Source organism: Paenibacillus sp. WC2504 (assembly GCF_052682475.1).
In genome coordinates this window covers 2,646,551-2,659,065 of record NZ_JBQZFH010000001.1, presented here as the reverse complement: position 1 = coordinate 2,659,065, position 12,515 = coordinate 2,646,551, and the positions used below count along the sequence as shown (strand labels likewise).

Genomic DNA, 12,515 nt, shown 5'->3' with positions numbered 1-12,515 from the left:
ATTCCTCCCACAAACGAGAAGCCGGACATGGAAAATCCCATGTCCGGTTTCATCATTTTACAATACCTAATACAAAACCATCATATCCTTTACTGCCGACCGTCTGAATGGCCGTTGCCGAAATCCTTGGTTCATCCGCCAACAGATCATAGAATTTCCTTACTCCCTGAACGCGGGGATCTTGACTTTCCTCATTGATGACCTCGCCATCACGGATGACATTATCTCCAATAATCACCGTCCCAGGATGAGAAAAATGCAGCGCCCATTTTAAATAATGAGGATTATTGGGTTTATCGGCATCTATGAATATCAGATCAAAAGGCTCAACACCTTCACTGTCCAACTGAGCTAATTGTTCTAAAGCGTCTCCCACTCGAAGCTCGACAAGTTCACTTAACTGAGCAAGGGATATGTTTTCACTCGCAACTTGAGCATGAATCGGATCCAGTTCCAATGTAACTAACTTTCCATCTGATGGTAATGCCCTCGCCATCCAAATGGTACTATATCCGCCTAATGTGCCGATTTCCAAAATCCGTTTAGCGCCGTTCATTTGAATCAACAAATTCAAAAACTTACCTTGCGTAGGTGAAACATCATAAGCTGGCAACCCTGCAAGCTGATTCGTGGCCAAGGCATTTTCCAGAACAGTGTCGTGTGGAATCAACCGTTCTTTAATATACTGATCTACTTTTTCCCATGTGTTAGTTGCATTCATCGTTATCACTCCTCTTTGATATTTACCTTCTGGATTCATTATAAACCGAATCTAATCATATAAATAATATATCTTTATGTTAGAATCATATATATAATATATAAATCAGAAACAAAGGGAGCCTTCTAATGAATTTACATGCCTTACGCTTATTTCATACAGTTGCAACCAGCGGTAGTGTGACACGCGCTTCCGAATTGTTAAATATAAGCCAACCCGCCATTACTGCACAGATCAAAAAGTTCGAAAAGGAGCTGCAGCTTCTCCTGCTGAAACCTCTGGGAAGAGGGGTTGCGCTAACGGATGCCGGTGAAGAACTGTCTTTACTTGCAAAAAGGCTTTTTGCGGTTGAACAACAAATCGAACAATTCGCTCACAATTACCGCAGCGGCACAACCGGAAGTATTCGGCTAGCCGCTACCTACTTACCCGCTCATTTCCTCATCCCAACTTGGATCGCAAAGTTTAAGCAGCAATATGAACAAGTTGAAATGATGATCAACACGACCAATTCCAGCGGTGCCTTGAAACAGCTGCTCAATGTAGAAGTTGATATCGCCATTTATGGGGGCATAGCCGAAACTTATCCGGACACCATTCTGACAGAGGAATTGTTTCAGGACGAGTTATGGTTTGTCGTGGCGCCTCATCACAAATATGCCAATCAGCAGGTCTCTCTGTCCGAAATGATGAAAGAACCTTTTGTCATGCGTGAAGAAGGCAGTTCAACTCGCGAGAGACTGCTGTCTTTATGCCGCACCTATCATTCAGCCGTTCCCGCCATTTCTTTGCAATTTAACGGACTGCATGAAGCGATTACTGCCGTGATTGCCGGGTATGGCGCTAACTTCGTGTCTTCCCTCGTTGTACGGGAATATGTAAATCGTGGTGAGCTGTCCCGAGTTTATGTAGAAGGAATCCAACTTAAGAATACAATCGCCATTTGTACACGTAAAAATGAACCCTTATCTGCTTCAACAAACAATCTCATTCAGATGATCCGTCAAAACCCTTATAACAAGCCGTTCTTATAATCAGCGAGAACTTCATTGATTGTGCGCCGAGAAATCTCTGCGAGGACAAGATTTGTTTCTAGATAATAGGCTAGCGCGATTAACCCGAAGGAAAGCGCCCACCCGCTCCCGCGTAACCAAGCCGCATCATCGATTGGCAGGGCTGCGCGGAAGCGTTCGCGGCCTTGCGCGGCAAGGAATGTCCACGCGACCATAAGATCGCATGCAGGATCTCCCACGCCCAAAGTTCCAAAGTCAATAACGGCGCTTAGCCGGCCCTCTTCGATCAGCAGGTTGCCTGGGTGGAGATCACCGTGAATCCAAACCGGTTTGCCTTGCCACACCGGGGCCTGCAGGGCTGCCTCCCATACAGCGGTTGCTGCGTGAGCCTCGACAATGCCTTGCAGGGTTACGATGGCAGCACGAACAGCGGCATCCCGCTTCGCCAGAGGTTCGCCACGGCCTGAGTTATGTGCGCCTTGCGGAGGACCTCCATCGGTATCAATCCGCTGCATGGCGGTTACGAACTGAGCCAGTGCGTTAGCTGCATGGTTGTGATCTTCCACTTGCCGGACCGTCGCGTTCTCCCCTTCCAGCCAGCGATACACAGACCAGTGCCGGGGGTAGCCTTCAGTCGGCGCCCCAAAAGCTATCGGAGCATGAATGGGAATCGGCAGCAGCGCAGCCAGTTTTGGCAGCCATTTCTGCTCCTTCTCCACCTGCCCGACCGCCCATTCCGCCCGCGGCAATCTTACGGCCATATCCGTGCCGAGCCGATAGATCACATTGTCCGTCCCGCCGGAAATGACCTGTTCTATCGGAAGATCTGCCCACTGTGGAAATTGCGTAGAAATTAAGCTTTTCACAAGTGCTGCATCAATTACAAGATCGTTTGCTTGGCTCATTGGACATAACCTCCCTGACCCTACTTATTTGTACCTGAATAATCCGACCCTTCGCATTCTATGCCTAACTCTCCTCTTGCTCTGTCTGCCGCTCGAAAGCTTCTGTGCTCTTCCCTGAGAAATACGGAACCATGAGTGCACAGGCAAGCGCCAGCATGATTAAGAAGATAAACGCTCCTCCTCGAATATCTTTTACCGATAAAGCCAGTATGAGCAAAAGTATCCTCGATGCATTCAAAAAGCATTCCCGCCACAAGAAAATTCGCGCTTGCTGGATAGCCGATTGCTTGGCAATAATTCGGAACTGCCTCGTGTTCCACACCGTCCCGAAATAAAACATCCCAATGGTCGTTAAAATATTGGAAATGATGAGGATGGGTGCTTTGGGCAGCAGCGGCAGAAGAATGCCGACTGACACAAATATCATCCCGATAGCCAGCCATACCCCTTCACGCGTCTTCAGTCTTCTGTATAACATCATAGCCCCAATGGCGAAGCAGGCATAAAGCACATTAAGCATGGCGATGACCAATTTGTCCTCTGATACTGAAAACGTAAACACCAACGCAAACAGCACCTGAAATTGCAAAAATATGCCGGCCGCCAGCAGAGACGGAACCATCCATCGCAGCGCACTGGTTGCAAATACGAGCCGAAATTGGATGCCACGAAATAATGGCACAGATTCACCGGCGAGGGTAATGGTAGGAATATAAAACGAAACAGTCAATAACAAGCCCACAAACACGAACATCAGTAAAAAGGACCCTGAGTATCCAATCCATTTGATAATGAGCGCAAAAGCAATTGGATTAATAATCGATACGAGCTGGTTGATGATATTGGCGATTGAAAAATACTGCTCAAAATCCTTCCCTTTCCCGTACACACTCAGAGTAATGTTTTGCGCCGCGGCATAAAATCCCCACATGACGCCGATGGGAATAGCGATGATTGTGATCCATAAAAGCCTATTTTCCAGCTCCAGCACCGATAAAAGCAGAAAAACGACTCCGCCGCAGACCGCATTCGTGCGAATCAACACACGTGTCGTATAGCTGGTTAACAATCTGGAACCCACCGCAAACGCGAAAGTCCATGTGATAAACATTATGAGGTTAAACCATACCACCTCAGAGATGTTGTTGTTCTTCTCCCAAATAAATAAATTGACGAAAATACCAATGTAGTTAAATATGACTGTTGATGCTGCATTCATGAGCAGCAACCGTTTCATCTGACCGCTAATCTGCATCCCTTTCATCCGCCTTCTCGAGTGTTCATGGACATCCAATAAACATTCGATTAGGGCAAATTGATTTCCTGCATAACTAGAGCAACCGATTCCACCAATTACCTTGGCGCTCCTCTTGGGTATAGTGCTTACTGGGCTGCTATCGGACTGAGGCGACCTTATTAGGAGTGAAAAAACGACCATCCGAATTTCTAACGGACTCCAGCGCAATTATTGGCGTTATTTTCGTGAAAATCGGCTGATTTTTGTCCTATAACGACTCTGGAATCCGTTAGATTATGGATAGGCGCTATTTCCCTGAAATAATGGCTGTGGGGTCCGTTAGCGAAACAAGCGCGGTGGTTTGCATGTGCGGTTTGGCGGTATGCAATACACGATAGCGCGCCCTGTACGGAGAATGATAAACTAATGATCAAAGAGGTGAATATGGATGACAGATTTACTGGGTGCGGCACTGCTGCTATTGAGCCTAGATAAAAAAGATATCACCGTTCTAGGCGAAGGATTTGAGAGTATCGTGATTGAACAGCGAGATGGAACTATTTTTAGGATTGCAAAAACGATTGAAACCGCTCTTCACTATACAAAAGAGTGTCAGTTGTTGCCTCACATTCGATCTTCACTGGATGTTGAAATTCCGCTGCCTATTTCCAATCGCTATGATCCATCCATCGTCCCTCCAGGAATCATGAGCTATACAAAATTGAAGGGAACCCCGCTTCATCCAGACCGTCTTTCGCCCGGCAATCTACCTATTATTGCAAAGCAGCTCGCGGAATTTATTAGTAAGTTGCATGCAATACCTGTCCATTCTTTGCCTGCCAATTGTCCGCAAGATGTAAACAACAAGAACCGCATGCGGGAATTGCGGGCAAATACACAAGACATTTTAACCAAAGTTTTAACGGTAAAAGAGCAGAGAATACTGTCTTCCTGGTGGGAGGAAACTTTGGAAGATGAAACATTTTATACTCATCCAAACGTTTTGTGCCACGGAGATTTATGGTATGCCAATATTTTAACCGATGAATTAGGTGAGCAGCTAACTGGGGTCATTGACTTTAGTGCGACGCACATTGGAGATCCTGCGCAAGATTTGGCAACGCAAAGCTACATGGGAGAAGCCTTTTATCGTCTGATGTGCAGAGAATACGCAAACAGTTTTCCTGCAGATACGACCATCGAACATCGGGTAAAAAGACATCAAGGTCTTCGAGAATTAGGCGGACTAGTACACGCTCTTCGCTATGATCCATCAGAAATCGAAGATGCTGTGTCAAAAATAAAACATGTAATCATCAAGTAAATGTCATTCATCGTCACCCATAAATGCAAAAAAGCAGCGCAAGGGATGCGCCGCTTAATACTTAAACATTTATCATCGCTTGTTTTGAAGAACTTACGCCGCGGAACTTCACATAACTCGTAATGCGCCAAGTCGCGATGTACCCAAAGGTAAAGAGGTTGCACATAAAACTGAGTGTGCTTGGATCAATTGATTTTATAGTTGCTACGGCAAGGAAACGTAATGCAAAGATTACAACCAGCAGCACGAACACCGTTTTGTTACGTTTAATAAATGTGTTGCCATTGTCCCGCACTTCAAAGTTGGTCGTTAAGATAAGGGGTATGGAAACAACCATACCGATCAAAAGTGCAAGAATAACTTGCTCTTCACGAATATGCAGCGACGGATCGAACAACTGCGTGAATGAAGTTGAAATATATAAGATTGGCAGCAGCAGCGTTACTCCTGATTTTTTTAGCGGCTTATTCATTCCACTTAATTGTCCACGCAGGATAAAAAAGAATATTAACGCTGAAATCATCATCGATACTGTTGAATTCATAATTTGAACACTCCCTTAAAGGATTTATTAATATCATTATCACCTTTGAGGGAGTTTTTCAGAAGTGAATCAAGTCATCGGTTCGAGGTGACAATCGTCATATTCGAGATGAGCTGCTAACCCGCCGCCTTCGAAGGGATACGAGTAACCATCTCACCCACCAGAAGCAGTAAAACAATCGAGAAATATATGCTAATCGTATAGCTTTCCGTATAGATAAGTCCAAAAACCTTTTGGAAGATTGTAGTCAGCAGATGAATGGAGAAATTGGTAAAAACGAATGCGTAACTTCTGATCATCCACTTCCGATGGCGGTCTATTTGTTTTTTTCTGATTTTTACAATCGCCATGATGATAAAGAACATCCATATGATATTTAACAAATTAAAAGCCATGCTGCTAATCTTCCCCCCCGTCGCAAAGGGAGCCATGTAACCGGACGTAAGATCAACGATCATAACGGATATCACATACAAATAACCGTTCAAGCGATGGAACTTCCTGTATTTTTTTAGGATTATAGATGAGAAATTAATTGCACCCGCGATCATCGCTAAGCAAGCAAATGCGACATGCACATGCATCACCTTCAGCCATACAGCGACTTGTAAAGTCCGTCTGAGATCGATCTTTTGACTTAGAAATGCGGTTGCTCGGGGATCATGAACAAAGTTGGCGTAAATACTGTACACAATTAAAACAACTGTGACGAAAACCAACAATAGGTAAGCATTTTTTTTATTGAGCATCGTATAACCTTTCTCTAGTTCATCCATTCTTATATTTGGAGAATACTTTGAATAACTGGCTGAATATCCTCCGTATTCCTGATGACAAAAAGATGGTCAGCCTCACCCTCTATCGGATCTGTCATGCCGTTTTTATGAGATTCAGCCTGTTGCCGAATAAGCACTTCCTCAAATGATGAAGCGCTCCTAAATATAGCTTTGCTTCGCTGGCTATCCACAACTCGGGCCTGAAGAATATGATCCGGAATTTCAAAATGAACAAGGACACTTTCGAAGCCATTATTACGAAAATGGGCAAGCAGATTCAATCTTCCTTGACGAGCGCGATTGGAGTTGCAAAGTATGAGATGAGCATCGGTCTGGTGAACCGCAAAATTGACTATTGTTTGAGTGATGGCGTACTTAATCGCATTAGGTCCTTTTTTCGGAAGTAAGGTTTGGTAATACGTATTGATGAACTCAGCATGATTATCTTGGTCTATCACTAGGGAGTTAGGCAACTGTTGTTCTAAGCTTTTGGCAAATGTCGTTTTGCCGCTATGGGTTTTGCCAACCGTTATAATCACTAATTTTTTCATAGGCAGCTCCATTCTTCAAGGTAATTTAATGTTCTTTTCCTTAAGGCTGTCAAACCTCGGTTAGTAGCAAGTATGTTGTACTTTTTACAACCATTTGGCTGTAATTGGGCCTCAGATCGCCTCTATGTTGTACTTTCTACAACGATTCATGCTCTATATCGCTTTCATCTCACCTTTTCGCATTAATTGGTTGTATATTGTGCAACGAATGACCGTATTCGCGATCAGACCACGCCATTATATTGTATATAATGCAACATACGCCTTCAATATTGCTGATCAGCCGTTTGATGTCACCTCAAGTTCATCCTTATGCCATTCCTTCACTCATGCGCCATTTTTAACGTTAGAAATGCCTGTTACTCCGCTCAGCGAACGAACATCAAAAAAAAAGACCTCCAGCAGCGAGCAGCGCTGGAAGTCTTTTTGAATAGCAGTTCTTATGGCAGCACATTGCCTGCCGCGCGAAAAATCTCATACCATTCCTGGCGTGTCAAATGAACATCAGCTGCTTTACAGCAATCCATTAAACGCTCAATCGTTGTCGTGCCAGTAACCGGCTGCATCCGCGCTGGGTGGCGTAATAGCCATGCGATTGCGATAGTGGTATTGCTCACTTCGTATTTGGCAGCAATCTCATCGATTTTCAGATTCAGCTCGGGGAATTTTTCGTTGCCAAGGAATACGCCTTCGAAGAATCCGTATTGGAATGGCGACCAAGGCTGAATTGTGATATCGTTCAGTCTGCAATAATCAAGCACGTTGCCGTCACGGTTCACAGCGGATTCATTCAGCATGTTCACGTTCATGCCGTTTGAAATCATCGTGGAGTTCGTGATACTTAGCTGCAATTGATTGGCAACAAGCGGCTGCTTGACCGCTTTCTTCAGTAGTTGAATTTGCATCGGAGTCTGGTTCGAAACACCGAAGTGTCTAACTTTTCCTGAGCTTTCAAGAAGATCAAAAGCCTCGGCGACCTCTTCCGGCTCTACTAATGCATCCGGACGGTGCAGAAGCAGAATGTCCAAATAATCGGTTTTGAGGCGCTTCAGGATGCCATCAACGGATTCCAAAATATGTTCTTTCGAGAAATCGAACATACCCTTCCGAATTCCGCATTTGGATTGCAGAATGATTTTCTCGCGAATATCATCGTTCATATGAATGGCATCGGCGAAGATTTCTTCACAAGTGCCCCCACCGTAAATATCAGCATGGTCAAAGAAGTTGGCCCCTGCATCCAGCGCTGACTGGACGAAGCGCTCAGCCTCATTTTTTTCCAATGAATTAATTCTCATACAACCTACTGCGATAACCGGAACTTCCAAGTTGCTTGTACCAAGTTTCATCGTTCTCATTGTGCTAAATATCCTCCTTCAAGGCTTCCAACTTGTTCACTCATTTTATGTAACACTCTCATTGTCACACATTAGGCTAGTAGTTTTCAAGAACTGCTGTTATTAAGTTTTTTTAAGTCTCAGACGGTTAACGGCGTTACCCTACTCATCATCTTCAATGAGCGGCACTCGTGCAATACGGGGATCTGTAAACAGATCATATTCGTCCCGACTTGTACTGGAAAATTCCGAAACGACCGCTCCGTCATCCCCAGCTTGAAACCAGTGCTTGATCCCAGGGTTTATCGTGTACTGCTCACCAGGATGCAATTCAATTTCGTGAAAAACCGAATAGTAAGCTTCGCTTCCTACAGGAATTGTCGCTTTCAAGCTTATGGCCGCTTCTCCTTCCACATACAGAAAAACTTTTCCGGAACGGCAGCGAAACGTTTCCATTTTGCCGGGATCCTCACCTACTGGTGGATGTAAGTGCTCTGGACAGGTTTGCCGAGGAAAAAGAACAAGTTCTTTCGCGCAATAACGATCGGTATTGACATAAGTCACTAATTCAAGTCCTTGTACGTCCAATTGGCCGAGTCCGAAACCAGCCACTTCAATATGCCGGATTTCCTCCTCTGTCAGCACAATACCGTTTGTTTCCAACATTTGCGCGGCCCGCTCCTGCGCCTGGCTTACTTCGCTTCTTTTCATCGATTACCGGCTCCCTTCGGCTATCTTACGATGCGGTCCAATCCAAATTTGCCGACCGTTTTCAATGTAATTTTATAACGCCAAATGTTCGTTAACAACATAGAAAACCAGAAAAACCGTCAGGGAAAACATCCTGACGGTTCATTCGACCAACTACACACCTTGAGGAACTAGAGTCCGCTATTCAAGTAAATCAGCCCGTTTCCGCGTTCAAGCGGAACTACAGGGCCTTATTTGACCGCCTAATCCCGTTTTCTTTAAGAAAACGGACAAATAGCGCCCCACAGTTCCCCTCCACACAAAAAGGGGCCTTTTCCGATGAAATAGCGCCCTATAGTTCCCCTGCAAGTGAGGAACCGCTCAAGCGATAGCAGCAATTTTCAAATTTCATGGGGTGGAGTATGCCTGCATCATTTCTCACAAGCAACGCCGTCATTATCTTTATCAAGTTTAGAACTATATCCAGGTTGACCTCTTTTGATATTATAAACGCCGGCAGCCTTGGCTTCCGCGCAAGAATTATAGATAACGTTCGACTCTGTCGTTGGCGCAGGCTTCACCGCAGGTGATGGCATTGGTGCCGTGGTTGTCGGCACAGCCGTCGCTGCCGCTGACGGACTTGGCTTGGCTTTCACAGCATTTTCGTGGAACCCGTCCTCTTGGGCGTAGTTCTCGACACTCCAGATGTTAACTCCTTTAAGCTGTGCTTCTTTTTGTATCTCACGAAACTTATCGACATATTTGACATTCGGCGGGTAGATATAGGCCACTCTGGCATACCCATTTTCGAGCAGCATTTCATTGAACATTTTATCCCCTATGTATAAATAGCAAAGCAGCCTTCCGTATTTATCCCGCTCCGATACGTCAAGTTCCAAACGCACATCTTTATCATTTAACGTATCTTTGGCGAATTTGGAAGCTTCTAAAGCAAACGGTTGAACAGGTTTATCGGGGGCTACGCTTTCTGGCGTATCCACAAGCAATAATCTTATTGTTTCTTCTTTTACTTTCCCCGATTCTTGAAATGACACTTTCATAGTATCCCCATCGACGACCCGTACGATCTTCGCCGGTATCATCTTGCTGTTGGCTAGTGCGGAGGCAGTCGTTGTTGACGCACTCGGTGATGGCGAGACTGCTGTGGGAACCGCTGTTTGTTGCGAACATCCTGTCACGATAAAAACGATCAAAACGATTGAACTGATAAGAACCTTTTTAAACTTTTCATGCAGCATGTGAAGACCTCCAAGTATGACTGATCTATACGACTTCGCCATTATAACAAATCGTGGGATTAGAAAATAGGAAAAGGTTGGTCATTCGCCTTAAAAGACAAATGGACCAACCTTATTCGTTCCAAACATGTTAAGCCGCAGGCTGTGCTTTTCTCCAAGTAGACCGAAGGTACGCAATCGCACACACGATGGCTAGAATGACAATCAGCGTAAGTCCCCAGTAAATATTGCTGTAAGCATGCGCGAGCGGGAGATCTTTCTGCCAAACAAGGGCACTTGCCGTTGCTGCAACCCCGAACGCTCCGCTGAAAAATTGTAGCAGCTGAAATAATCCAAGGCCGGACGCAATCTGTGATGGAAGAAGCAGTCTCGACATTTCATTGGATATACTGCTCGTTAAGATCGTATAACTTACGCTCATTAACATATAGATGAACATGATTGAAAAGAAAGATATGCCCTCGAATAAGGCAAAAAGAATCACAGATGCCAGTAGAAGCAGTGGCGTATAACGAATGATCGAGCTGTTGCCGCGTAAGTCAATAATACGGCCAACTTGACGGGAAATGATCATCGCGAGAGCTGATCCTGGGAAAATCACCAAACCCGCTTGAATCGCACTTAGGTGATACTGTTTAACGAGAATCTGCGGCATGAGGAACAAGGTTGCGAAGCTGCACAAATACGCGGCCACGCCCACAGCGCCTAAAATAAGAAACGATCGGTTCGCAAATAATGACGGAAGTACGAAAGGATCTTTTGCTGACCGGATGCGCACAATAAAGAGAACGATCGAGACAAGCCCGGCAAGCAGTGCAATGAGAGAATGGTTCGTTAGGAATAAAAGAAGTCCAGTCGTACCTACGCCGATGAATAGTGCGCCTAGCGCATCGAAGGAACCTTTGCGTGGTTCTTCTTTTGGAATGAGCTTCATATACAGAGGAACTAGCACCAAAGTGATAGCCGTTACGACAAACAGCAGATGCCAGCCTAAAAACTCAACGATAAAACCACCGACAACAGGGCCGAAGCCAAGTCCAAATGCGACGGAAGACATGATCAACGCCATCGCTTTACCTCTGCGTTCCAATGGAATGTAACGGGACAATAGGACTAACGCCAGTGCTGGAATTGAACCCGCTCCGGAGGCTTGCAGAATGCGGACAATTAGCAGAACAGCGAAGCTGTTGCTGAATAATCCCATGATGGCTCCAATACTTAACGACAGGATTCCGATAACGAAAAGCCTTCTTATTGGAACGAAATCTGCAAGTCGACTATACGTAATGGATGAGATCGCGAATACAATGGAATATCCCGTTACGATCCATGACGTGGATGCGGCTGTGAGTTGGAACGCTTTGGCCACATCGGGCAATGCTAAGTTAAACATCATCGTGTTCATGATGACGAGTACAATCGTTAATCCGAGCAGAAAGAGAACGACTCCTTCTTTTTTGATGCCACTCTCTTGTGCTTTATTTGTATCTTTTTGCATGGCGTTTATTCGCCTCCTCATCCAATTTAATAATTCGATAATTATCGAACAATAGAATAATAACATGAGTTATGCTATAATACAATCGTTAACCCGAAATAAATGAGGGGGCTCTAGAATGAAACATTTACATCATCCAGATATTGCAGACATTCATTTGTCCACCGTCTTATATGCTCTGAGCGATCCTATCCGCTTGCATGTCGTCTCTGAACTCAGCACTTTGAACGAACGAGCTTGCGGCGATTTCCAAGTACCTGTTGTAAAATCAACCATGTCTCATCATGCTCGAACGTTAAGAGAAGCCGGCATTGTGAATATTCGCGTCCAAGGCACTCAACGGCTTATTTCCTTAAGAACAGAGGATTTAGAGCTACGTTTCCCTGGCTTGCTTTCCTCTATTCTAGCTGCTTATGACGCTTCCGATGAGAAAAAGCGGCTTTTATCAACTGAGCTAGGATGACAGGTCAACAGGAGGACGACTACCTGTAAATAACGCCGATTTCTGCTGCTATTTTCGGCATTTGATACACTTTTGCGAAGTTAACTGGAGTTACTACCGCTAATACGATCAATTTCTAGGAATCCCGCACTCTGAAGCGATTTAGATGGCATTTCTACCGCTATTTCATTCACCGGACCGACGTGGCGCGGGTTTAA

The 12,515-nt window shown here is 45.0% G+C and carries 14 protein-coding genes; 4 read left to right on the top strand and 10 right to left on the bottom strand.

From position 1 onward, the window contains the following. Positions 1-52: 52 nt before the first annotated feature. Positions 53-721 carry an O-methyltransferase gene (locus ACUN27_RS11600; protein WP_445560620.1) on the bottom strand — a complete coding sequence of 223 codons (669 nt, stop codon included), beginning with the start codon at positions 719-721 and terminating at the stop codon, positions 53-55. A 128-nt stretch (positions 722-849) separates the two neighbouring features. Between ACUN27_RS11600 and ACUN27_RS11595 the strand changes: the two genes are divergently transcribed. Next, on the top strand, positions 850-1,755 hold the full coding sequence (locus ACUN27_RS11595; protein ID WP_445558940.1) for a LysR substrate-binding domain-containing protein: 906 nt from the start codon (positions 850-852) through the stop codon (positions 1,753-1,755). On the opposite strand, the gene ACUN27_RS11590 is transcribed toward ACUN27_RS11595, so the two are convergent. After that, entirely contained in the window at positions 1,734-2,639 is a 906-nt protein-coding gene (locus ACUN27_RS11590; RefSeq protein WP_445558939.1) for an aminoglycoside phosphotransferase family protein, read from the bottom strand. The two genes, ACUN27_RS11595 and ACUN27_RS11590, sit on opposite strands and share 22 nt — an antisense overlap. Positions 2,640-2,703: 64 nt before the next feature. Then, a complete protein-coding gene (locus ACUN27_RS11585; protein ID WP_326062436.1) occupies positions 2,704-3,894 on the bottom strand; it encodes an MFS transporter in 1,191 nt (396 codons plus the stop codon). Between the two features lie 430 nt (positions 3,895-4,324). Here ACUN27_RS11585 and ACUN27_RS11580 point away from each other — a divergent pair, with 430 nt between their 5' ends. Then, complete coding sequence (locus ACUN27_RS11580) at positions 4,325-5,200, top strand: phosphotransferase (RefSeq protein WP_445558938.1); 876 nt, start codon at positions 4,325-4,327, stop codon at positions 5,198-5,200. 61 nt (positions 5,201-5,261) lie between these two features. Here ACUN27_RS11580 and ACUN27_RS11575 read toward each other — a convergent pair whose 3' ends face one another. From ACUN27_RS11575 to ACUN27_RS11565, 3 genes are all read right to left on the bottom strand, one after another. Beyond that, positions 5,262-5,744 (bottom strand): CcdC protein domain-containing protein, encoded by a 483-nt coding sequence (locus ACUN27_RS11575; RefSeq protein WP_326062433.1) that lies wholly within the window; start codon positions 5,742-5,744, stop codon positions 5,262-5,264. A 116-nt stretch (positions 5,745-5,860) separates the two neighbouring features. Then, positions 5,861-6,520, bottom strand: a complete 660-nt coding sequence (locus ACUN27_RS11570; RefSeq protein WP_445558937.1) for a DUF2306 domain-containing protein — start codon at positions 6,518-6,520, stop codon at positions 5,861-5,863. A 2-nt stretch (positions 6,521-6,522) separates the two neighbouring features. Then, positions 6,523-7,071: an ATP-binding protein gene (locus tag ACUN27_RS11565; RefSeq protein ID WP_445558936.1), complete on the bottom strand. Its 549-nt coding sequence runs from the start codon at positions 7,069-7,071 to the stop codon at positions 6,523-6,525. Between the two features lie 94 nt (positions 7,072-7,165). Here ACUN27_RS11565 and ACUN27_RS11560 point away from each other — a divergent pair, with 94 nt between their 5' ends. Further along, on the top strand, positions 7,166-7,501 hold the full coding sequence (locus tag ACUN27_RS11560; RefSeq protein ID WP_315952722.1) for a hypothetical protein: 336 nt from the start codon (positions 7,166-7,168) through the stop codon (positions 7,499-7,501). A gap of 10 nt (positions 7,502-7,511) precedes the next feature. Here the strand turns inward: ACUN27_RS11560 and ACUN27_RS11555 are convergent, their stop codons facing one another. The 4 genes from ACUN27_RS11555 to ACUN27_RS11540 all read right to left on the bottom strand — a co-directional run bounded on the left by ACUN27_RS11555 (position 7,512) and on the right by ACUN27_RS11540 (position 11,855). Beyond that, positions 7,512-8,429: an aldo/keto reductase gene (locus tag ACUN27_RS11555; protein WP_315952723.1), complete on the bottom strand. Its 918-nt coding sequence runs from the start codon at positions 8,427-8,429 to the stop codon at positions 7,512-7,514. 141 nt (positions 8,430-8,570) lie between these two features. Next, positions 8,571-9,119 carry a D-lyxose/D-mannose family sugar isomerase gene (locus ACUN27_RS11550; RefSeq protein ID WP_315952724.1) on the bottom strand — a complete coding sequence of 183 codons (549 nt, stop codon included), beginning with the start codon at positions 9,117-9,119 and terminating at the stop codon, positions 8,571-8,573. Positions 9,120-9,529: 410 nt separating this feature from the next. Further along, positions 9,530-10,357: a thermonuclease family protein gene (locus tag ACUN27_RS11545; protein WP_315952725.1), complete on the bottom strand. Its 828-nt coding sequence runs from the start codon at positions 10,355-10,357 to the stop codon at positions 9,530-9,532. A gap of 130 nt (positions 10,358-10,487) precedes the next feature. Beyond that, complete coding sequence (locus ACUN27_RS11540) at positions 10,488-11,855, bottom strand: MFS transporter (protein ID WP_315952726.1); 1,368 nt, start codon at positions 11,853-11,855, stop codon at positions 10,488-10,490. Between the two features lie 118 nt (positions 11,856-11,973). Between ACUN27_RS11540 and ACUN27_RS11535 the strand changes: the two genes are divergently transcribed. After that, the gene (locus ACUN27_RS11535) at positions 11,974-12,318 is read left to right on the top strand and encodes an ArsR/SmtB family transcription factor (protein ID WP_315952727.1); all 345 of its coding nucleotides are present in this window, start codon (positions 11,974-11,976) and stop codon (positions 12,316-12,318) included. Positions 12,319-12,515 lie beyond the last annotated feature (197 nt).